The organism is Lentzea sp. NPDC102401, from assembly GCF_044765805.1.
In the GTDB taxonomy this organism is placed as follows: domain Bacteria; phylum Actinomycetota; class Actinomycetes; order Mycobacteriales; family Pseudonocardiaceae; genus Lentzea; species Lentzea sokolovensis.
Genome location: NZ_JBIWKS010000002.1, coordinates 101,645 through 123,474, shown reverse-complemented (window position 1 = coordinate 123,474; position 21,830 = coordinate 101,645). Strand labels below are relative to the sequence as shown.

Genomic DNA, 21,830 nt, shown 5'->3' with positions numbered 1-21,830 from the left:
GTCAACTGATCTGGGGGACCCACATGCAGCAGTACGACCTGTCCTGGGCAGACGCCGGACACGGAGATCCGGCTTTCCTGAGCGAGATCTTCGGACTCGCGTTCGTCCGCGACGTCGCCCCGCTGGACGCGTTGTGCCGTATCGGCGGCCTGGAAGACACGTTGGCGTACCGAACGCCCGCACAGATCGCCGACCTGCACGACTACGAGAACGGTTACCCGGAAGTGGCCTCGGCGCTCGCGCTGGGCGAGTGGACGGTCCTGGTCCAGCCGAACAGCTTCTGGTTGACACACCTGGTGGACGCGCTCTCGCGGGGCACCGAGGCCGTCGCGATCGTGCGACACGACTACGCCTCGCCGAGCTTCACCCACGCCGTCGACGGCACGGTCGCGACGTCGTTCAACCTCAACTGGCCCGACGAGCGCGGCGGCACGGACCCGGACCGCCTGCTCCCGCTGATCCGCGAGGCAGGCTTCGACCCCGACACGGTCGACGACGAGGACGACGAAGACGAGGACGAGGAGTCCTGGCTGTACCGCTACGAGGACGTGATGGCCCACGCCCTGCGGCTGACCGGCCTGGTCACCGGAGTCCTCCCCACCTACGAGCAGATCACCGCACCCCTGCCCAGCATGCACTTCGACCACTGGTTCAGCCGCACCAGGCCGTCCGACGTCGAGGACGCCCTCGCCACGGCCACCGGGCTCGTCGCCGAACTGAGCGTGGGCGGCGCACCGGGCCTCGCCGCCGCACTGGCAGCCGCCGAGCGCGGCGAGCCCGTCGTCGTCCCGCCGGACAGCGACCTGGGCCGGCACGTGCGCGAGTGGTCGACGCTGGCGCGCAGGGCGAGTTGGTCGCTCAACCTCGAGAAGAGCCGTATGAGCGACGAGGAACGTTCTCGCGGCTTCCGCTTCGGCCACCTGACCCAGGCCCTGGCCGCCGCGTTCCGCGCAGATCTGGCCTGACCGCCGAGGAGAACGAATGCCGGACGTCAACTTCTTGGCCCTGAGGGGTCGAGCGTGATGCTCGGACCTTCAAGCCGAGTCGCGTTCTCCGTGCGCCACTGGGTGTGGCGTGCGGGCCGCATCAACCCGTCGACTGTGCGGCGGTGGGTTCGGGTGCGTTGACGTGTACCCACGCCGACCGTGCCCGGTTTCGGACGTTCACGGCGGCGACGACGTCGGCGGGTCCAGCGAGACCGCACCGGCGACAGCAGAAGGTGTCCCTGTCGGGACGGTTGGAACGAGATGTGTACTTGCAGCGCGGGCACATCTGCGAGGTGTAGCGCGCGTCCACGACGAGCACGGGCACGCCGGCGCGGCGGGCTTTGTAGCGCACGTGTGCTTCGAGCTGATGGAACGGCCAGGAGCTGTGGGTGGCTCGCTGGTGCCGGGCAACCGTGACCCGGTCGCGGATACCGCTCAAGTCTTCGAGCGCGATCCCGCGACCGGTGCGTTCGGCAACAGCCACCAACTGCTTGGCGACCCTGTGGTTCACGTGCGTCGCGTGCCGCTGCTCGCGACGCGCCCGCTTCTTCAGCCGCCGCGTCGCCGACTTCGTACGTTTAGCCTGCAACTCGGCGCGCACGCGGGCGTGCCAGCGCCGGTAGCGGCCCAGCCCGCGGCCCTGGACGTTGTCCGCGTCGCTGGTGGTCGCGAGGTTCACGATGCCCCGGTCCACACCGAGCCAGTCGACCGGCTCGAACAACGGCTCCTCCGGCACCTCACAGGTCGCGATCAGCAACCACATACCGTCGCGGTGCACCAGATCACTCTCGCCCTTGCGATACTCACGCAAGGTCTTGAGCTGCTCTGGAGAACCAGCGAACCGCACGTTCCTCATCCGGCCCGCCGTGGTCCAGATCGACACGGTGCCCGCGTCGTGGTTTCACGACAGGCACCGGTCGTCGAACGGCTGCGCCGCAGCCGGCCGGAACGCGATCGGCTTCGACCCGGCCTTCACCCGGCGCTTCGAACCAGGCCTGCCCAGATTCCCGGCCCGGACGGTCGCGTGCAGCGCCGCGTAGGCGTCCGCGACTTTCTTGATGACGTGCTGAGCGGCCTGCGCACCCAACCCGCGGACCTTCAGTTCCGCATAGGTGTGCTTGCGCAACGCGTACTCACGGAACACCCCATGCTCGAACGCGATCCGCGACACCCAGTCCGCGGACTCGTTGCAGCCGTGCAGAGTCGCCGCCAACGCGGACACCTGCACGGCGTCCGGCAGCAGCTTCACCTGCACAACGACCTTCACGAAGGCGACCGTACATCGGTCCGCGGCACCTCAATGGGGCCGAAACCGGACATTCGCAAGGTTCACCGCATCGAATGCAGCCTGCACACACTGACCGCAACACCTGCGGTGGCGCGTCGAAAACCGACTGGGGCGCCCTGGGCGTCGTGCCCAGACAGCCGACCGTCATCACCCTGACCATCGACGGCAAGCAGGGCCCCGGCCCCTCCCGCCCACCGCCGGTGTCGCCCTCCCCGGAGAACGGCTCGTTCGCCCTCGGTGTCGGTGAGCCGGTGCCGGTGAGCGAGTATCCGTTCCCGCCGCGCCCGCAGACGTTGGAGACGGTCCGGCCGCTCTTCGGAGAGCCGACGATCGAGGTGCGGGCCGACCCGGCGGACCCGGCAGGACGCCAGGAGATCACCGCCGCCTGGCCTGGCGACAACGTGCTGCACGCGGTGATGAACACGCCCGGCAGGATCCGGATTCTCATCGACGGCGTCGAGCTCGTCGACTACTCGAACTGGTCCTACTCCCGTGGGCGGCACTCAGACCTTGCCCGGCGACTGGACGACGGGACGACGGGACACGGACTCCTGCTGTCCGAGGGACAGCAGGTCAAGATCACGGTGATCCCCGAACGCACCACGGGCGACTGGCAGGTGACGCTCACCGCGCGATGACGGCGGATCACTCGTACCTGGGCAGGAACGTCCGCAGGTCCAGTGCCGCGAGCCAGCGCCGCCAGCGCGGCACCGTCGCGCGCATCCGGTTCCTGGTCTCCCGCACGGCCGCCCAGTACGCGTCCACGGCGGCCTGGTCCGGTGTGCCGGGGCCGAACACGTGGTCGTCCGCGTGCACGGCGAGACCGCGTAGGTCGAACCGGGCCAGCACGGCCGCCTGCTGGCGCCGGGTCAGTCCCCGGGGCACCGTCGCCCCGAGGTCGCGGGCGTGGTCGACGACCTCGCGCCAGCCGGTGGCGAACCTCGTCACCGGACTCCCGCGCGTCCGCCTTCGGTGGCGTCGCAGGGACTTCACCCCGACGAGCAGGCCGATCAGCGCGCCGATCGGGAGCAGCACCGTGCCGAGGGTGATCAGGAGATCTCTGAGCCACGGCGGCAGGAACGGCTGGTCGATCGGGCCGGTGCCGACGCCGGCCGCGTCCGCACGGCTCGCGTCGACGAGCGAGCTGGGCATCTTCACGGTGTTCGGCGGCGGCACGACCGAGGCGTCGGTGTTCTCGATCTCCTGCGGTGGCTGGTGATCCGGCTTCTTCGACCGGTCGGGCATGTACTCGGTGTTCGGGACGACAGCCCACGTGCCGTCCGCGAGGTGGATCTCCACCCACGCCTGCACGTTCTCGCCGCGCACCACCCCGCCGGAGCCGGGCAGCGCGCCCAGCACGACGCGGGCCGGCATGCCGATCTCGTTGGCCACCAACGCGTACGCGGCGGCGTACTGCTCGTCGTTGCCCGCCGGTCGCTTAGCGTTGAAGAACGCCGTGAGTCTGGAAGTGCTGTGTCCCGGCAGGTATTCCGTCTCGCCGGGACCGCCGTCGGTGTAGGCGCCGTTGTCCCGCAGGTACGCGGCGGCCGCCTTCAGCCGCCCGGCGATCGTCGTCGCGTCGCCGGCCCACTTCGAGACCTTGCTGCGTACGAAAGCAAGGTCACCGGTACGCACCGAGGGCCGTCCGAACGGCTGGGCGTCGTCCGGGATTCCCTGGGCCGCAAGGACTGTGCGCAACGCGTAGGTGTCGCCTTCGTGCAGCCGGTCGGCGACGATGCCGGACGCGGTCGCGAGGTTGTAGCGCAGGTTCTCGGTGTGACCGGCCTTCCGCTCACCGGCGAACGCGATCTCCCGCGCGCGCCCGGCCGTCGGCAGCCACGCGCTCAGCTCGTCCGCCGTCGCGTAGGCCGCCTCGATCCTGATCGTCACGTCCGCCTCGGCCCCGGAGCCGATGACGGGGATACGCGCGCCGACGCGTTGGAAGTTGTTGCGCTGCAACGGACCGGCGATGCCGGACGGATCGTTGGTCGCGCCCCAAACCCGGCCGTCGTAGCCGTCGAGCGTGGCGATCCGGACGCGTTCGCCCTCCGGCAGGCCCTGCACGGTGAAGAGCGTCTGGTCCCACAGCTGGTTGGCGTCCTTGGTGTGCTTGCGATAGCCGACCAACGGGCTCGCGTACGCGCCGATCTCGAACGGCGGCTCCACGTAGTTGCGCAGCACCAGCCGGTCCGCGCTGCCGGTGCCGGGCAGCACCGGCGCGACCAGCAACGCCAGGCCCGCGGCGGCGCCCACCAGCACGACGGCGGTCACCGATCGCATCCCGCGGACGCGCGCCCCGGTGCGATGCCGTGCCGCCCGCACCGCGAGCCAGCCCGTGCCGGCCGCCGCGAAGGCCGCGCCCAGCACCCCGGCCGCCTCTCCGGTGCCGAGCAGGATCACCGCGGCGAGCACGGCGAGCGGCGCGCCGATCGGGGCCGCGCTGAGCTTCACCCGGCGGGCCAGCGTGAACCCGCCCGAGCCGCAGAGCAGACCGAGGATGTACGGCAGCACCAGCAACGGGCCGGTGCCGTCGACCGGCGGCAGCGTCGTGAGCAACTGCTTCCAGCCGTGGACGCCGATGTCGGCCAGTTCCGCGAGCGTGTCCGGGGTCGGCACTCCGCCGCTGCCGCGCATCGCCACCGCGCCGCCGAGGAGGAAGAACACCGCGACCGTCATCGCGGCGACGGCGATCATCGGGCGCCGCAGCGCGGAGGCCACGTGCCCGGCGAGAACGCCGAGCACCAGTCCGGCGCCACCGGCGAGCAGGAAGCCCCAGCCGGTGTAGGTGGTGCGGAAACCCAGCAACGCCACCACGAACAACGCGCTCAGGAAGGCGGCGTCGACGAGGTCGTCGCGGCGGGGCACGAGTCCGGTCACAGCAGGGTCCCTCCCGCCAGCAGTCCCGGCAGATCGCCGAGCTGCCGCAACGTGAGCACGGTGAAGGAGGTGCTCGCCGCTCGTCTGGTGTGTTCGGCCGGGTCCACCCGCAGCACGACCTTGCGCACCTCCGGAGAGAACGCGGACGCCGCGACCCGCAGGTCCGCGTAGCTGTGCCGCGCGCTCGTGATGAGCACGACCAGGGTGGCGTCCGGTGCCGCGGCCACCGCGCGGGTGGCGGCTCCGGCGAGGCCGAGACCGCCGAGTTCGGCGCGGGCGAACACGTCCAGCACGTGCTGTCCGCCGCCACGGCCGGAGACGTGCCCCGCCGCGACCACGGTGGTGTCGATCTCGTCCGCGGCGGCGCGCTTCACGACGGAGGCACCGGCCGACAACGCCATCTCGAACACCTCGGAGTCCGAATAGGACTGTTCCGCGCCGTCGACGATCACGACGATGTGCGCCCGCCGCGTGTCGAGATACTGCCGCACCAGAAACCGTCCGTCCTGAGTGGACGCTGCAAGCTTCGCCGTGGAACGCCAGTGGATGTGCCGCCGGTCGTCGCCCGGCGCGTACTCGCGCAGGGCGTGGAAGGCCAGGTCGCTCATCGAGACGTCGTTGGTGGTGCAGCCTTCCAGGTCGCGCAGCAGCCCGGTGCCCAGTGGCGCGAGCGGCACGGTCAGCGGGTGCACGAACAGTTCGACGACCTCCGTCATCCCGACCGTCCGCCGCACCAGCCCGAGCGGGTCACCGCGCACCGTCGTCGCGGGACCGACCGCGATCACGCCGCGCTTCAGTCCGGCGATCTCGATCTCCCGGCCGCGGTCGAACACCTCGACGCGATCCTTGCCGATCGGAAGCTCGACCTCGGGCGCGAACAACGACCTCCGGCCGTGGTGCTCGACCTCGACCGCGCACCGCGTGGACTCGTCGGGCTGCAGGCGGCGCTTGGTGACGTCGCCCCGGACTCGGACCGCGCCACGGCCCAGCGTCAGCCCGCACACCAGTGCCAGCAGCAGCACACCCGTGGCGCCGAGCAGCACGAACTCGTCCCAGCCGAGCACGGCGCCGAGAATCCACGTCCCGACCGCGACCACGGCGAGCAGTCGCCCGGACGGGGAGACGACCTCCAGCAGCCGCCCCACGTCAGACACCTCGCCGGACGGGCGGCTCGATGTCCGCGAACAGCGAGTCGATCACCTTCTCGACTGTCGCGCCGTCGAACTGCGCCTCCGGGTGCAGCAGGATCCGGTGCCCCAGCACGGGATGCGCGAGTTCCTGGATGTCGTCGGGCACCACGTGACTGCGACCTTGCGCGAGCGCCCACGTCTTCGCGCACCGCACGTACGCGAGGCAGCCGCGCACCGAGACTCCAAGCCGCACAGCGGGATGCGCCCGCGACGCCTCGGCGATCCGGCTGACGTACCCGAGCACGGCCGGATCGACGTGCACGAGGTCCGCCAGCGCGGTCAGCTGCGACACCGCGTTCGCGGCGATGGCGGCGGGCACGTTCACCGACCTGTCCCGCGTCGCCGCGTCCGCCAGCAGCGCCACCGTGGCGTTGTGGTCCGGGTAGCCGACGCTGGTCTTCATCAGGAACCGGTCGAGCTGTGCCTCCGGCAACCGATAGGTGCCGGCCTGCTCGATCGGGTTCTGCGTCGCGATCACCATGAACGGCGACCCGACCGGGTGCGTCTCGCCGTCGACGGTGATCCGCCCCTCCTCCATCACCTCCAGCAACGCCGACTGCGTCTTCGGCGACGCGCGGTTGATCTCGTCCGCGAGCACGATCGAGCCGAAGATCGGGCCGGGGTGGAAGCGGAACACCGCGCGCTGCTGGTCGTAGATCTGCACGCCGGTGACGTCCGACGGCAGCAGGTCCGGCGTGAACTGGATGCGGGTGCTCTTGCCCTGCACCGTGTTCGCGAGCGCCTTGGCCAGCGAGGTCTTTCCCGTGCCGGGGTAGTCCTCCAGCAGCAGGTGGCCGTCGGAAAGCAGACAGGTGAGCGCGAGACGGATCACGTGCTCCTTGCCGGAAATGGCACGGGAGATGTTCAGCACCATCTGCTCGAAAGTCTGCGCGAACAGCCGAGCCTGTTCAGGAGTGGCGGTCATGATTCATTCCTTCGCTGTACGCGTGATCACCAGACGATTGATCCCGAGACACCGCCACAGGTGGCTGTGACCGTCTTTCCCGTGAAGCCGAAGAAGTTCTTCGTCTGTCTGCGTTCGTTCGGGCCGAAGTTCTCGTTGAAGAAACCGCCACCGGCGTTGCTGCTGAAACTGCAGGTCACGTTTCCAGGGAAATTCGCCGTCTGCACTCCGATATAGGCGCACGCGCTGGAGCTGCACGACCCCACGGTGCCCACGCACCCTCCAGCAGGACAGGGCGCACCCTTGAAGACGGTGACCGTGGGTGGCGGCGGCGGGGTCGTCTGCTGCTGGGACTGGCTCAGCGTCGGCCGGCCCGCATCGGACACCGTCACCGTCACGGTCACCGTCTGTGAGTGGCCGACGTCCTGGCTACCGGACCAGCTCCACCCGCCCACACCGGTCGTGAACGACTGGTTGAAGCCACGGCTCGTCGTCACCTGGACGTTCGCGGGCTTGCCGTTCGGGTTCACGGACACGGAGAAGTTGACGACCGTGTTGCTCGTGGACGTGTTCAGCACGAGGTCGCGCATCGGCCCGTACGTCGTCACGCCGGCACTCACCGCGCTGTTGCACGGGTTGCCCGCATAGGCACCGCCGCCGCTGCCGTTGCACGCCTGGAGGTTGATCGTCACCGGCTGCCCGTTCGGCAGCCCGGTGATGGTCTGCGTCGCCCCGGCCTGCCCGCCGGTCGGGTAGGTCCACGTGCCGCACGAGCCGCCGGACCACGTGCAGGTCACGGTGTTCGACTTGCCGTGCGAGGCCGGTGCGTCGAACCGCAGCGTCGCCTGGCCGTCCGAGCCGGTGGGCGTCGCGGTGAACCCGGTGATCGGGTCCGGGGTCGCGGTCGCCTCCATCTGGGCCGCGGCGCTGGCGGGCGAGGTGTGGCCGGCGGGTTCGGACTCGGCGGCGGCGTTCGCGGCGACGACGGTGTAGCTGTAGATCGTGCCGTCGTTCTGCAGGCCGTCGTCCAGGCAGGTGGTGGCGGTGACCTTGGTGCAGACGGTCTTGGTGCCGCCGCCGGTGCGGGTGAGCGTGTAGCTGGTCGGGCCGGGTCCGTTGGCTCCGACCGCGCCCCACGACACCGTGACGGCACGGGTCTGCGCGTTCGCGGCGTTCGTCGCGGTGAACGACGGCGCCGCCGGAGCCTGCGGTGCCCCTGCGGACTGTCCTTCGACGGTGACCGCCGGGCCGGGGCCCTGCGAGTTGACCGCGATGACGGTGAACACGGTCTTCGCGTCGTTGTCGAGTCCAGTAGCCGTCACGCCCGTGGCACCGCCCGTTGCCGTCGTGCGACCACCACCGGACCACGTGATCTCGTGTCGCAGCACGGGCGTGCCGTCGTTCGGCGCCGCGACCCAGCTCAGTTGCAACGAGCCGTCACGCGGCGTGGACGTGCTCAGCCCGGACACCGCGCCTGGCACCGTGTTCGGCTGCGCGGGTGCGGACGCGCCACTGGGCTTGCCCCAGCCAACGAGGTTGTGCGCGCGCACGGTGAACGTGTACTCCGTGCCGTTGGACAGGCCGTTGATCGTGCACGGCGAGGCGGAACACACCTGCTTGCCGCGGCCGTAGTCGACCTCGTAGGAGTCGATCGGCGCGCCGTTGCCGGACGGCGTGCTCCACGACAGCTCGACGACCTTGCTCAGCACCGTGCGGCCGGGCGCCGGGGTGCCGGGGGCGTCGGGCACGCCGAGCACGTTCAGCCTGATCCGGCCGGTGACCTTGCGATCTTCCCGGCTGGTGTCGGCGACGTCGGTCACGACGACGTTGAAGTCGATGGCGCCGTGCGCGTCGCCGTTCGGTGTGATGCGCACGGTCGAACCGTCGTTGCTCGCGCTCGCCGCGGCACCGCCGATCTGGTTCACGGAGACGACCGCGATCTTCGGGTCACGCAGCTGCGAACGCACGTACGAGACGAGGTCGACAGACGCGGTGTCCCCGGCCTTCACTCCGTCCAGCGTCACCGGGGCGACGGTGGGCGGCGGGGCGGCCGCGACCTTGACCGCGATCTTGCCCTTCGGCCCGTCGCCGGCGCTGACCTCGATCGTTCCGGTCGTGCCGGGCTTCGCGCCGCCGGCCGCCGTGACGGTCAGCGTGCGTTCGCCGGAGCCTTCGAGCGAGACGCCGTCCGGTTGTTCCGCCCAGGCCGCCGAGTACCGGACGTCACCGAGCTTGGAGCGGTCCGCGACCCACACGTGGCACACGGCGGTGACGTCGACTTTCACCGGCAGCCCGCCCTCGACGACCGTGAGCGCCGACGCGGGGCACCGCAGCACCGGGGTGTCCGGGCCGACCTGCACGGGCACCGTGATCAGGGCGAACCTGCCCTCGGGGTCGGTCAGCGAGTTGCCGTCGGTGACCTCGAACGTCACGGCGGCCGGTCCGGTGTAGCCACCGCGAGCGGTCAGGACCAGCCCGGTGTCGCCCTCGTTGCGGACCTCCAGCCCGGTCGCGGGCGCGGCGGTCACCTTGTCGACAGTCGTGAGCTTCGGCTGCTTGCCGGACGGCACCTCGACGTAGTCCTTGATCTGCACGGACGTCGAGCCGTCGGCAGGCACGGAGATCAGCTTGTCCGGGATGGCCCTCGGCGCCCCGGTGCCCTTGGACGGCACGTGGATCAGGCCCGCCGCGGTCGCGCCGGACGCGTCCTTGACCTCGTAGGCGAGAGTGCGCGGGTGGTCGCCGACCGGCACCGTCACCTTGCGGCCGGACACCTTGGCCTGGTCGTGGAAGACCTTGGTGATCTCCAACCGGTCCGCGGGGCCGTCCGGGTCGGCGATCGCGGGACCGAGATCCACCTCGATCGTGCTGTCCTCCTTCTTCGCCACCGGGAACAGCTCGCCCGCGACCGGCGGGATCGCGTAGTCCTCACGGCTGCGCACGGTCAGCGTCGCGATGGACGGCTGCCCCAGGCCGTTCGTGATGCCGTACGTGATCACCAGCGGCTTGCCGGTCAGGTCCGGCGCGGTCAGCTCGATCCGGCCGTCCTGCCCCGACACGTCACCGGGCAACGACGGGTTGCGCGTGCTCAGCGGCTCGACGGTGATCGTGTCGCCGGGCGCCCGCACATCGTTGACCAGCACGTTCACCGCGAGGCGCGCACCGGGTGCGGCGGTCACGACGTCGTCCACGGCGACCGGCGGCTGCGGATCTCCCGGCGGCACCACGGCCACGCGGATCAGCGACTGCCCTTCGCGGCCGTAGGTGTCGGTGACGATGAAGCCGAACGAGTCGGTGCCGTTGGACGTCGGGAACGCCTCGTAGGCCAGTGAGGTGCCGGCGATCCCGACGACCCGCCCGAGGGTGGGCGCGGACGCGATGCCGGTGACCGCGACCGAGTCGCCGTCCGGGTCGGCGCCGCTGGACGGGATCGTGATCGTCACCCGGTCGCCCGCGACGGCCCGCACCTCGACGGGTTCCGGAGCCGGCGGCTGGTTCGGGTTGGCCGGGGTCGGCGCCGGGTTGACCGTGACGTGCGCACGGCCGACGGCCTGGTCGCCGTCCGGGTTCTGCACCACGTACGAGACCTCGGCGACGAACGGGGTGTCGAGGCGGTCGGGAGCGAGGTAGCGGACGACGTCACCGGAGACGTAGGCGGTGCCGGGGTCCTTGCGGCCGTCCCGCGCGGTGACGGTCAGCCTGCCGGTGCCCGGCGTGCCCTGCACGTTCGACTGCAGGGCGAGCGGCGCTCCAGCGGGCGAGATGTCGTTGTCCAGCACCGGGATCGTCGCCGAGTCGCCGGCACGGGCGGTCGCGCGGTCGTCCTTGGGCACCGGGGTGTCGTCGGCGGGCGGCGGGAGCTGGGTGACGGTGACCTCGCCGGTGATCGGGCCGGTCACGCCGTCGGTCACGGTGTAGCGCACGACCTGCGGATTGCGGTCGAGTGCGGGCGCGGTCGCGTTGATCCGCAGCCACCGGCCCTTCACGACGGCCACCTCCAGCTGCCCGCTGGTGCTCTCCGCGTGCTGCACGCCGAGGACCGATCCGGCGGGGCTGAAGTCGTTGGCCAGCACGTCGGCCACGACCGGCTCCTGGCCACGCACGACCGCGTTGTCGGGCATCGCGACCGGCGGCAGCGGCGTCTCGGGAGCCGCGGTGACGTCCACGCGGATCGCGCCCTTGGCGAACGGCGCGTTGCCGAACGCGGCGGTGTAGTCGAGCGGGTAGGTGCCCGGTTTGGTGGCGGTCAGCGTCACCAAACCGGTCTTGGTGTCGGTCGTGACCGTGACTCCCGCGAGCGGTGCCACGTCGGCGGCGAGCCGCAGTTCGGCCGACTGGTCGACGGGGTCGGCGCCGGGGAGGTCGTTCTCCAGCGGGCGAACGAGCACCGGCGTGCCGACCTGGCCGCGCGCCACGTCCGGGCGGGCGACCGGCGGCAACGCGGTGGGGGCGGCCGGATCGAGGACGCGCACGCGTTCCGCACCCGCCACGGGGTCCGCGACGCCGTCGGTAGCCTTGTAGTCGATCGTCTGCTGACCCGCCTCGATCGGAGCCGCGTACTCGACGAACCCGCTGTTGGTCGTCGTCGCGACACCGGCCTTGGCACCCGCCTCGACGAGCACGACCGGGTCGCCGTCGAAGTCGCGCCAGTCCGCGAGCACCGGCAGCGTCAACCGGCCGCCCGACGCGACCGACCACTCGTACGGCTCCGCGCCCTTGCGCACGGCCGGTGGCTCGTTCTGCGCCTCGGTGCGCACCTGCACGGTGACCGCGGCCGTCGCGTTGAGGCCCTTGCCGTCGTCGACCGTGTACTTGAAGTGCACGTCCTGGGCCTGCTCCGGCAGCGTCACCTCGACGGTCTGGCCGTCGGGGGCGATCGCGAGCCCGGCGTCCTTGCGGTCGAGGTCGCTCACGGCCGTGACGGACAGGATGTTGCCGGCGGGATCGGAGTCGTTGTCGAGCACGTGCAGCACCGTCGTGCGGCCGGGCCGCGCGCCGAGCGTGTCGTCGGTGGCTTTCGGCGGCTTGTCCTTCGCCGACTCGGTGGTGTTGTCGTTCTTGTCCTTGTCGCTGGGCTTCTGCTCGGGCGGAGGCCGCACCGACTGCCAGTCGTCGACCTTGTTCTGGGTGCCCAGGTCCCAGACCGCGCCGGTCGCGACGTCGTTGAGCACGATCGCCCTGCGGTTCATCCGGAACACCGGCTGGACCAGTGCTTTCGCGTCCTTGAGGTTGCCGGCCGACGCCTTCTGGCCGCCGCACGAGCGGAAGTAGCCGCCGGACGCGCCCGCCCACGCGGCGTGCACGCACTCGCCGAGCCGCACGGGTTCGGCCGGGGCGCCGTCCACGCCCTCGTGCAGCGTCGACGTGCCGTCACCGTCGAGGTCGAACGTCCTGAGCTGGCTCTTGGTGGCCACGACGACCGAGTCAGCGGCTGGTCCTGCCTGCTGCAACACGGATTCACGTCCGGCCTGGGTCGTGCGGCCGGGCAGGTAGAGCGTGCCGGACTCGGCGTCGAGCACGATCGCCTCGCCACCCACGGCGGTGATTCGCGGTGCCTCGGGTGCGGTCGAGAGCTTGCCGTACGAGGGCTCGGCGAACCCGGTCTCGGCCGGTGTCACCTTCACCGTGCGGCCGTTGGCGGACACGGCGTGCACCGTGCCGTCCAGTCCCACGGCGAGTGCGGCGGCATCGGCTCCGTCGAGGGTGGCGAGCGGCGGGGACTCCTGGCTCAGCTGGTCCAGCGCGCTCACGCCGGCGTCGACGTCGACGCGACTCGCCCAGACCTTGCCCGCGGCGGGGTCGAGCACGGCGAGCGTGCCGCCCGCGAGCGCGACCTGGCCTCCGCTGGGCAGCACCAGTCCGTGATCACCCAGCGTCACCGAGCGGGCGACGTCGACCGGGTAGAGCTTGCCGCCCGCCCGGTCCCGCGCGACCACCGCGGCGGCGTCCTGAACGATGTCCAGCTGGTAGTTCTGCTGCGCGCCACCCGGCGGGTTGATCGCGGCGTCCAACGACCCGACGGGTTTGTTGAGCCTTCCGAACAATCCGTCGCGGTCACTCGTCACCCACACCCCGCCGTCGTTGAGATCGACCTGGCGGACCGGATTGCCGTTCGACGAGAACGCGTAGGCGACGAGCGAGGCGGCCGCGAGAACGAGCACCGTTCCGGACGCGAGCGTGGTCCGGTGCTTTCGGAAGAATCCCACTGTTCCCCTCGCAGAGATCGCGCGCCCTCATCGGCGGTGCCGTCAACCGCCTATCGGGCCGATCCACGAATTCGTTGCAGCATTCACCCGATTGCGGGCGAAGAATTATCCGCAGCTCTCCTGCGACCAGTCCGCGGTCGCGTTGCTTCCATCCGCGCGCACCACTTTGACCTGCAGGCAAAGGGGTTGCGCGCCCTCGACGTCCACCTGCGGCTCCTTCGCGACGCCGCTGCGGGCGTCGTCGGAAGTGCGCCAGGAGAACGTGTCCGTCGCCTGCTGGGCCGAATAATTCCAAGCGAACCGGACAGTTCTCGCGTCCAGTCTCGTCGCGGTGATCGCGGGCCTGCCCGGCGGTGCGTTGTCCGCGCCCGCGTTCTGGCCGGAACCGTCGTCGGCGACGGTGCTCACCGCCGGTCCGCTGCCCGGCTTTTCCTGACCGGACAACAGGAACACCCCCACACCCACTATCGCGACGGTCGCCAGCGCGCCCGCCGCGTAGTGCGGCCAGCGCAGCCGGACCGGCTGGTCAGGCTGCGGCGGCGGTGCCTCGTGGATCGTGCGCGGCGGCGGGATCTCCTTGCGCGCCAAGGTGTGCGGCGCCGAACTCGCCGGAAGCGGAGAGGTGAACATCTTGCGTTGCGTCGGCGGCGCGACCGGCGGTGGGGGCGGCACGAACGCGGGGGCGGCGGGTGCCGGTTGCCTGCGGGGTGCCACGGCGGGCATCAGCACGAGCGCGGTCTCGCCGTACCGTTGGGCCTTCTGGATTCTCTGCAGTCCGAGGGCGAGCTTCAGCGCCGACAGCGGCCGTTCCTCCGGCTCCGTCGCCATGGCACCCAGCAACAACCGCCGCAGGTCCTCCGGCGCGGGCAGCCCAGCCGGCAGCCAGCCGGAGACGATCCGTTGTTCGACGGCCCCGATCGAGTTGTCCGTGCCGGGTGGCATGAACGGCGAGTGCCCCACGATCAGGTGCCACAGCGTCGCCCCGAGCGAGAACACCTCCGTCAGGACTGCGTTCTTCTCCTTCGCGGCGCCGGTGAGCAGTTCCGGGGCCGACCACGGCACGGACAGCATCACCTGGCGCTCCGCGTCGTTCTCGGCGAAGCGGCCGGCGATGCCGAAATCGGTGAGACACGGCTTGCCGTACTCGTTCATGAGCACGTTCGCGGGTTTGATGTCGCGGTGCAGGATCCGGCGTTCGTGCGCCGTCTCGACGGCACACGCGATCTGCACCCCGATGTCGAGCACGTCCCCGACCGGCAACGGCGCCGCAGCCGAGAGCTTCGCGAGATCGCCGCCGGGGCAGTACTCCATGACCAGGAACGGGCGTCCGTCGGCCGCCGTGTCCGTGTCGTAGACCGTGGCGACGTTCTGGTGGTTGCCCAGTTCCGCCATCGACTCGCCCTCGGCGATGAACCGCTCCCGCACGTCGTCGGACAGTCCGGTCGCCTTGGGCACCTTCACCGCGACGTCGCGCTTGAGCTTGTGGTGGTAGTAGCGGTACACCATCGCGAACCCGCCGCCGCCGATGTCGCCGCGGTACTCGAAGTGCGGGATGTCCGGCGGTCCCAGGATCATCCGCTCACCTCGAAGGTGAAGAAGAACTGGTCGCCGAGCGTCACGCGGGTGCCGGGGTAGAGGATCTCGTCGATGTGCGGGGCGAGCTTCTCCGGCGGGCAGCCCGGCCGCGAGATGCTGGTGCCGTTCATCGAACCGAGGTCGCGCACCAGCACGTCCCAGTTCGCCGGCCGGATCTCCACGTGCGTCCGGGAGATCTCCGTGTCGTTCTCCCGGCCGACCTGCACGAGGTTCACGCCGCCGCGGTCACCGCTGGGATCGCGGCCCATCACGACGTTGCGGTCGAGCGAGATCGTGTCTCCATTGGACAGTCGCAGCAACCCGAGCACCGGCACGGGCAACATCGCGGCGACCTGCTCCGGCAGCGGAACCTCGCACACCCTGCAGTACACCGCGTAGTCCGAGCTGAGGTGGCCCGCCGGGCACTTCCTCGCCCGCACCAGTCCCGTTCTGGTGCCCTGCAGCATGTGGGTGTCGTTGGGGGACAACGTGGTCGTGCGCAGCACCGTCTCCGTGACGGGCTGCCGGGCCGGAACCGATGGCGCGGGGGTCGCTGCCGGGGTGTTCCGGGGTGCCCAGTCGAACGACTGGATCACGCCGGTGACCTGGGTGATCTGAGGTGACGTCGGCGGCGGCGCGGGCTGCTCACGCACGACGGTCAGTTCGACCGCTTCTTCCTGCTGCACAACGGTGTGCTCGACCGGCACTGGCTGCGGCACCGACACCGGCTGCGGAGCAGCGTCGGACAACGCGACCAGAAGCTCGTTCGCGAGCACCACTCCAGCGCGCACGGGCAAGCCAGGTCCGCTCGGACCAGCCACCACACGAAGCCGTGCGACGTCGTCGAGGTTGCGGTCGACCCACGTCCCCACGCCCGCGGCGCTGATCTCCTCGACGGCGCCGGACGCGTTCATGACCTGCAGCCGCGCCTCACCTCGTACCACCGCGCGGTTCGCGGTCAGCAGCGCGAAGCCGCTCACCGCGCGAAAACCCTCCAGGACGATCGCGCCGAGCACCTCGTCGAGCGGCTCGTCCGACCGCACCAGCTCCCAGCACCGGCGCACGAGTGCGGACTCGGGTGCCACGGCCAGCAGGAGCCAGGTGCGCTCCCCCACGACCGCGACCCACGTGCCGGGCACGTACTCGACCTCGGTCATCTCGGGCTCCGAGGTGCCGTGTCACAGCTGGACGTCTCCGCCACGACCAGGTGGTCGACCACGAGCGCGGTCACGTTGTCCCGCGCCTGAGCCGCCACCGCACGATCCACCAGCACGGCCGCCGCTTCCTTCGCGTCGGCGTGCAGCCGGAGAACCTCTTCGATCTCGTCGTCGGTGAGCTCGTTCGTCAGCCCGTCCGTGCAGATCACGAACCGCTCGCCGACGCGCGGCGGGAACAACCACAGATCAGGGTCGCCGATGCCCGCTTTGCCGAGCACTCGGGTGACGACGTTGCGGCGCGAATAGTTCCTGGCCTCGTCCGCGGTCAGCAGCCCAGCCGTGACGAGCTCCTGCGCCTCGGAGTGGTCGACGGTGAGCTGCGCCAGCCCCGCGCCGTCGAACCGGTAGACCCGCGAGTCACCGATGTTGAAGACGACCCAGTGCGGCCGTTCGGACAACGTGACGAGCGCGAGTCCCGCGACCGTCGTCATGCCACCGTGGTCGGCCTCTTCCAGCGTCCTGCCCGCGGCGGCCAACGCGACGCGCACGTCCTCCAGCCCCGGTCCGTCCAGCTGGTCCAGCTCCCGCAGCCGCGCGACGAGCGACGCACTCGCGACCTCACCGGCCGCGTGGCCGCCCACGCCGTCGGCGACCGCGAAGACCTGCCTGCCCGCGATCGCGTTGTCCTCGTTGACTTCCCGCACCACACCGGGATGCGTGGCGACGCCCGCCAGCACCGCGCTCACCGCACCACCTCCGCTCCGCCGTTCGGACCTCTCATCGCTCGGCGTTCACGAAGCGTTATGCGGTTTCAGGGACAAAAAGTGGCCACGGGAAAACGGAAACGTCTGGACCGCGAGCAGCGATGCACTCGTCGGACGGAGCTCAGGCGACCTCGGGCCACACCAGGGTGGCGGAACCCCAGGTGAACCCGCCGCCGAACGCGGTGAGCAGCACCTTCTCCCCGGCGTGGATCTCGTCGCGGGCCACGGCGTCGGCCAGCGCGAGCGGGATCGAGGCCGCGCCGGTGTTGCCCACGCGACTGATGTTGCCGAGGACCTTCTCGTCCGAAATGGACAGTCGCTGCCCCACCAGGGAGAGGATCCTGGCGTTGGCCTGATGGGCGACGACGCGGTCGACCTCGGACGTGGTCCAGCCCACGTTCTTCAGCGCGGCAAGGGAAGATTCAGTCATTCGAGTGACAGCGTGCTGGAAGACCTCGCGCCCGCTCATGTGGAAATGACCGTCCGCGGGCCCGTACCGCCCCGGCTCCGCCCGGCCGCGCGCACCTCCGCCGGGCACGGTGATGAGGTCGTGACCCGCACCGTCGCTGCCGAGGTCGAACCCCAGCACCTCGCCCGCCTCACCGGACTCGCCCGCGCGCAGGACCACCGCGCCGGCCCCGTCGCCGAACACCACACCGGCACCGCGGTCGTCCGGCGAGATCAACGTCGAGTAGACGTCCGCCGCCACCAGCAGGACCCGCCGCGCGATGCCGGCCGCGATCATCCCGCTCGCCGTAGCCAGCCCGTACACGAAGCCCGTGCAGACCGCCGACACGTCGAAGGCCGCCACCCCGCCCAGCCCCAGCCGCGTGGCCAGCACGGGAGCCATTCCTGGCATCGGGTGGTCCGGCGTCGACGTGGCCACCAGCACCGCGTCCACGTCACCGGCCGGGTTCTTCGCCAGCACCGCCTGCGCGGCTGCCAGCGCGAGGTCCCCCGTCGAGGTGCCCTCGTCGACCCAGTGCCGGGTGCCGATCCCCGTCCGCCGGCGAACCCAGACATCGTTCGTGTCCCAGTGCGCCGGAAGGTCCTCATTGGACACCACCCGTGGCGGCACGATTCCGGCCACGGCCTCCAGCACCGGTACCGGGCGATGCGTGTGCTCACTCACCGTGCGTCCTCTTTCTCACAGCCTCAAAGGGGGATGAGATTGAACGTACAGGGCGCGAGCGCGGCGCCTTTTCCCATCTACGAGACGGAGTTGTTCCGTTGAAAGGACTTCAGCGACCTGGACCGGTCCAGGTCGACCGCGGGGGCGGGGGTGATCCCGCCCCCTGAACGGCCTCAGACGTGGGCGGCCGCCACGTCGACGATCCACGTGACGCCGAACCGGTCGGCCAGCATCCCGAAGGCGGGCGACCACTGCGCGGGGCCGAACTTCTCGATCACCGTCGCGCCCTCCGCGAGCCGTTCCCAGACCGGCGCGACCTCGTCGACGCTCTCGCCGCGCACGGACAGGAAGAACGGTTCCTCGGTGACCGTGGTGCCGTTCACCCGGCGGGTGGTGGGCTCGCCGGGCGCGACCGGCTCGCCGGATCCGGGCACGTCATAGGCCATGACGCGGAAGCCGTTCTCGCCGACGACCTCGCCGAACACCACGTTCTTGGCGCCGGGCACCTCGGCGGGCATGCCGAAGTCGGCGTACGTCATGACGGTGATCTGCCCGCCGAACACCGAGCGGTAGAACTCCAGCGCCTCCCTGGCCTGGCCGCGGAAGTTCAGGTGGGTAACTGCGTTGAGTGACATGAGAGGGACTCTGTCAGCAGTAGCGGACAGGGAACGTCCTCTACTTGTGCGAGGCTGGACGCATGCCGATCGCCGCGTCGACGACCACGTCCGGTCGCCTGCTGTCGTTGCTGTCCCTGCTGCAGGTCCGCCGCGACTGGCCGGGCGGCCTGCTGGCGGAGCGCCTGGGTGTGAGCGAACGCACGGTGCGCCGCGACGTCGACCGGCTGCGTGAGCTCGGTTACCTCGTCCACGCGGTGAAGGGCCCCGACGGCGGGTACCGGCTCGAAGCGGGCAGTCAGGTGCCCCCGCTGCTGTTCGACGAGGACCAGGCCGTCGCGCTCGCCGTGGCGCTGCGGATCGCCGTCGGCACCGGCGCGGGCATCGAGGAGGCCGCCGCACGGGCGTTGGCCACCGTCCGCCAGGTCATGCCGTCCCGCCTGCGTCAGCGCATCGACGCGCTGGAGATCGAACCGGCCGGCCGCGGCCCCCAGGTGGACACCGACCTCCTGCTCGCGCTGAGCACCGCCGTCCGGGCCTGCGAGGAACTGCGGTTCGACTACGCCGCCCCTGGCCGTCCGGACACGCCGGGGCCGCCACGCCGCGTCCAGCCGCACCACCTCGTGGTCCGGGCGGGCCGCTGGTACCTGGTCGGGTGGAGTCCGGAACGCGAGGACTGGCGGACGTACCGAGCCGACCGCATGACCCTGCGCACCCCCAACGGCCCGCGCTTCCCGCCGCGCGAGGTGCCGGGAGGTGACGTCGCCACGTTCCTGTCCGCCCGGTTCAAGGGTTCCGACACCAACGTCTGGCCCTGCCGCGGCGAGGTGATCCTCGACCTGCCGCTCGCCGAGGTGGCGCCGTTCGCCGGCGGCGACACGGCCGAGGAGGCCGGCACCAGGACCAGGCTGCTGACCGGCGCGTGGTCGTGGGCCGCGCTCGCCGCGAAGCTGGCCGGTTTCGACGCCGACGTCGAGGTGATCGGCCCGCCGGCCCTGCGCGACGCGTTCGCCGATCTGTCCCGCCGCGCCGCCAGGGCCGCGCTCAGCCCCTGACGTCCACGGTGACCTCCGTCAGCGGCGTGCTGGTGCAGGCGAGCACCTGCCCGGCGGCTTTCTGCCGCGCGGTGAGGCAGTTGGGTTCCTGCTGCGAGACCCTGCCGCCCAGCAGCTTCACCACGCACTCGCCGCAACTGCCGACGGTGCAGGAGTACGGCATCGGCAGGCCGGCCGCGAGCCCCGCGTCCAGCAGGGTCTGACCGGGCTCGACCACCGCCGCCCCAACGGGTTGTCCACCGTCCTCGACGCGCATCCGTTGCGGTGCATCGGAAACAACGACCGCGGACGGTCCGCTGGCGTAACGCTCGACGAGGACGTGCTCGCCGGGGACACCCAGTTCGTCCAGCGCCTGCCGGACGGTGTCCATCAACGGTTCCGGGCCGCAGACGTAGAACCGGGGGCCGGGCAGCGCAAGGCCGGTGATCCACCGCCGTACGCCGGCGACGTCCAGGCGTCCTTCCCGGGACGTCAGCACGTGCGTCACCGAGAAACGGCCGGGGTGGTGCTCGCCCAGCCTGGCCAGCTCGGTGTCGAAGATGGTCTCCTCGGCACCGCGGTTGCTGTACAGGAGCGCGATTCGACCCGTGCCGGGTGTGCCGAGGAGCGTGCGGATCATGCTCATCATCGGCGTGACACCGCTGCCCGCCGCGATGAGCACCACACCGGCACCGGAGTCCTCTGGCAGGTGGAACGAGCCTGAGGGGCCGCGCACGAACAGCCGGTCACCGACCGCGAGACCGTGGACGTGCGTCGAGAACCGTCCACTTTCGACCTGCTTGACCGTGACCTCCAACCGCGACGAACCAGGCACCGAGGACGCCGAGTACGGCCTGCGCACCCGATGGCCGTCGACGTCGGCCACCAGCGTGAAGAACTGGCCGGGCTTGAAGTCGAACGGCCTCCCGTCCTCCAGCACCACCGTGACCGCGCTCGGCGTCTCGCGGCGCACCTCGACGACACGCACCTCCCGCAACGGGTCCTGCGCGACGACACGGGGCCGGAGGCTCGCGATCTCGTAGCCCTCCTTGCGCAGGCCGGAGCGGTAGGCCAGGTTCATGACCGCCCGCAGCCACTTCTCCGGGATCAGCCGGGTGATCCCGAGCAACCTGCTGCCCGTGTTGGCGGCCAGGTGCCGGCCCGCCAGCGCCATCAGGTCCGGCACGTCGCGATCGACGTCCGCGGTCCACATCCGCGCCCGCGCGACGGCCTCGCTCACGACCAGCTCAGCGGCCTCGACGTCGATGAGCAACGCGGCGTGCGGCGGCGTTCCGTGCAGCGCCAACGGTTCCAGGTGCGCGGGATCGACGGTGATCCTTCCCCGGCCGCGAACCTGCAGCACACCGGTCCGTCCCGGGACCAGCGCGGCGAACGAGAGCCGGTCGTCCCGCAGCAGGTTGTGCAACGAGTCGGCGCGCTTGTTGCCCTTGCGGTCCGCCATCAAGAGCCTGCGACCGTCCAAGACCCGTACGACTGCTCCCTGATCACCACGCGGGCTGGTGTCGCTCCCACCCGATGAGTCCCATGTGGACAGAACCAGGAAAGGTGCCGCCGCGAGGAAGTCCGCGACACCGGCCTGCGCGAGTGGACCGTCGCTGATCTCAGGGGCCGGCTCCGCCGGTGCGGGTGGTTGCCACAACCCGGAACGCAGGACGGCCTGCGCGCAGTGCACGTACACCTCCTTGACGTCGAAGATCACCTCGGTGCCACGACGCGCGACCCCGTTGACCCGCAACGTCTCCCCCACGCCCGACAGCAGGAAGACCAGCGACGCCGGCCCGTCGGCGACGGATCCGTCCACTGGAAAGGAGATCCGGGTCGGCGAGTGCACCCGTGCGAACCCGGGCCTGCCGCCGACGAACGTCGTGGTCGCGCCCTCCGCGTCCCGGTAGCCGAACCCCGCGATCGGACTGTGGGAGAGCACCTCCACGCATCCCTCGTCGAGTGCCTTGAGCTGCTTCGACACGACCATCGACGCGGGCCGTCCGACCACCGCCTCAACCTCGTCCACCGTCGTGAGCAGACGACTGTCTTCCAACTTGTTTTCCCAGCTCATGCCACTATTATGAGCTTTTGCTCAGG

General features: G+C 70.8%; 15 protein-coding genes. 3 read left to right on the top strand and 12 right to left on the bottom strand.

All coding sequences use genetic code 11. From position 1 onward, the window contains the following. Positions 1–23: 23 nt before the first annotated feature. A complete protein-coding gene (locus tag ACIRG5_RS06625) occupies positions 24–965 on the top strand; it encodes a DUF6461 domain-containing protein (RefSeq protein ID WP_402901215.1) in 942 nt (313 codons plus the stop codon). A 121-nt stretch (positions 966–1,086) separates the two neighbouring features. Here ACIRG5_RS06625 and ACIRG5_RS06620 read toward each other — a convergent pair whose 3' ends face one another. Further along, positions 1,087–1,869 carry an RNA-guided endonuclease InsQ/TnpB family protein gene (locus ACIRG5_RS06620; RefSeq protein WP_402901212.1) on the bottom strand — a complete coding sequence of 261 codons (783 nt, stop codon included), beginning with the start codon at positions 1,867–1,869 and terminating at the stop codon, positions 1,087–1,089. 18 nt (positions 1,870–1,887) lie between these two features. Further along, positions 1,888–2,253 carry a hypothetical protein gene (locus tag ACIRG5_RS06615; RefSeq protein ID WP_402901209.1) on the bottom strand — a complete coding sequence of 122 codons (366 nt, stop codon included), beginning with the start codon at positions 2,251–2,253 and terminating at the stop codon, positions 1,888–1,890. A 74-nt stretch (positions 2,254–2,327) separates the two neighbouring features. On the opposite strand from ACIRG5_RS06615, the gene ACIRG5_RS06610 reads away from it, so the two are divergent. After that, positions 2,328–2,912 (top strand): hypothetical protein, encoded by a 585-nt coding sequence (locus tag ACIRG5_RS06610; RefSeq protein ID WP_402901206.1) that lies wholly within the window; start codon positions 2,328–2,330, stop codon positions 2,910–2,912. A gap of 7 nt (positions 2,913–2,919) precedes the next feature. Here the strand turns inward: ACIRG5_RS06610 and ACIRG5_RS06605 are convergent, their stop codons facing one another. From ACIRG5_RS06605 to ACIRG5_RS06565, 9 genes are all read right to left on the bottom strand, one after another. Next, entirely contained in the window at positions 2,920–5,151 is a 2,232-nt protein-coding gene (locus ACIRG5_RS06605) for a transglutaminase-like domain-containing protein (RefSeq protein ID WP_402901203.1), read from the bottom strand. Further along, the gene (locus ACIRG5_RS06600; protein WP_402901200.1) at positions 5,148–6,296 is read right to left on the bottom strand and encodes a DUF58 domain-containing protein; all 1,149 of its coding nucleotides are present in this window, start codon (positions 6,294–6,296) and stop codon (positions 5,148–5,150) included. Before ACIRG5_RS06600 ends, ACIRG5_RS06605 begins: the two co-directional genes overlap by 4 nt. Before the next feature lies 1 nt (position 6,297). After that, a complete protein-coding gene (locus ACIRG5_RS06595) occupies positions 6,298–7,266 on the bottom strand; it encodes an AAA family ATPase (RefSeq protein WP_402901198.1) in 969 nt (322 codons plus the stop codon). A gap of 26 nt (positions 7,267–7,292) precedes the next feature. Further along, positions 7,293–13,451 carry an Ig-like domain-containing protein gene (locus tag ACIRG5_RS06590; protein ID WP_402901195.1) on the bottom strand — a complete coding sequence of 2,053 codons (6,159 nt, stop codon included), beginning with the start codon at positions 13,449–13,451 and terminating at the stop codon, positions 7,293–7,295. 105 nt (positions 13,452–13,556) lie between these two features. Further along, positions 13,557–15,026 (bottom strand): serine/threonine-protein kinase, encoded by a 1,470-nt coding sequence (locus tag ACIRG5_RS06585; protein ID WP_402901193.1) that lies wholly within the window; start codon positions 15,024–15,026, stop codon positions 13,557–13,559. Then, positions 15,023–16,183: an FHA domain-containing protein gene (locus ACIRG5_RS06580; protein ID WP_402901190.1), complete on the bottom strand. Its 1,161-nt coding sequence runs from the start codon at positions 16,181–16,183 to the stop codon at positions 15,023–15,025. Before ACIRG5_RS06580 ends, ACIRG5_RS06585 begins: the two co-directional genes overlap by 4 nt. Beyond that, positions 16,180–16,929, bottom strand: a complete 750-nt coding sequence (locus tag ACIRG5_RS06575) for a PP2C family protein-serine/threonine phosphatase (RefSeq protein ID WP_402901187.1) — start codon at positions 16,927–16,929, stop codon at positions 16,180–16,182. Before ACIRG5_RS06575 ends, ACIRG5_RS06580 begins: the two co-directional genes overlap by 4 nt. Before the next feature lie 139 nt (positions 16,930–17,068). Next, a complete protein-coding gene (locus tag ACIRG5_RS06570) occupies positions 17,069–18,079 on the bottom strand; it encodes a beta-ketoacyl-ACP synthase III (protein ID WP_402901184.1) in 1,011 nt (336 codons plus the stop codon). Between the two features lie 173 nt (positions 18,080–18,252). Continuing rightward, complete coding sequence (locus ACIRG5_RS06565; RefSeq protein WP_402901182.1) at positions 18,253–18,714, bottom strand: VOC family protein; 462 nt, start codon at positions 18,712–18,714, stop codon at positions 18,253–18,255. A 62-nt stretch (positions 18,715–18,776) separates the two neighbouring features. Between ACIRG5_RS06565 and ACIRG5_RS06560 the strand changes: the two genes are divergently transcribed. Beyond that, entirely contained in the window at positions 18,777–19,748 is a 972-nt protein-coding gene (locus tag ACIRG5_RS06560) for a helix-turn-helix transcriptional regulator (RefSeq protein WP_402901179.1), read from the top strand. Here ACIRG5_RS06560 and ACIRG5_RS06555 read toward each other — a convergent pair. Then, complete coding sequence (locus ACIRG5_RS06555) at positions 19,738–21,804, bottom strand: 2Fe-2S iron-sulfur cluster-binding protein (RefSeq protein ID WP_402901177.1); 2,067 nt, start codon at positions 21,802–21,804, stop codon at positions 19,738–19,740. The two genes, ACIRG5_RS06560 and ACIRG5_RS06555, sit on opposite strands and share 11 nt — an antisense overlap. Between the last annotated feature and the right edge of the window lie 26 nt (positions 21,805–21,830).

Bases quoted from the DNA above. Each gene is read 5' to 3' on its own strand.
- ACIRG5_RS06595 (WP_402901198.1), bottom strand. From the start codon at position 7,266: ATGACCGCCACTCCTGAACAGGCTCGGCTGTTCGCGCAGACTTTCGAG.
- ACIRG5_RS06565 (WP_402901182.1), bottom strand. From the start codon at position 18,714: ATGTCACTCAACGCAGTTACCCACCTGAACTTCCGCGGCCAGGCCAGG.
- ACIRG5_RS06610 (WP_402901206.1), top strand. From the start codon at position 2,328: ATGCAGCCTGCACACACTGACCGCAACACCTGCGGTGGCGCGTCGAAA.
- ACIRG5_RS06555 (WP_402901177.1), bottom strand. From the start codon at position 21,804: ATGAGCTGGGAAAACAAGTTGGAAGACAGTCGTCTGCTCACGACGGTG.
- ACIRG5_RS06585 (WP_402901193.1), bottom strand. From the start codon at position 15,026: ATGATCCTGGGACCGCCGGACATCCCGCACTTCGAGTACCGCGGCGAC.
- ACIRG5_RS06625 (WP_402901215.1), top strand. From the start codon at position 24: ATGCAGCAGTACGACCTGTCCTGGGCAGACGCCGGACACGGAGATCCG.
- ACIRG5_RS06560 (WP_402901179.1), top strand. From the start codon at position 18,777: ATGCCGATCGCCGCGTCGACGACCACGTCCGGTCGCCTGCTGTCGTTG.
- ACIRG5_RS06580 (WP_402901190.1), bottom strand. From the start codon at position 16,183: ATGACCGAGGTCGAGTACGTGCCCGGCACGTGGGTCGCGGTCGTGGGG.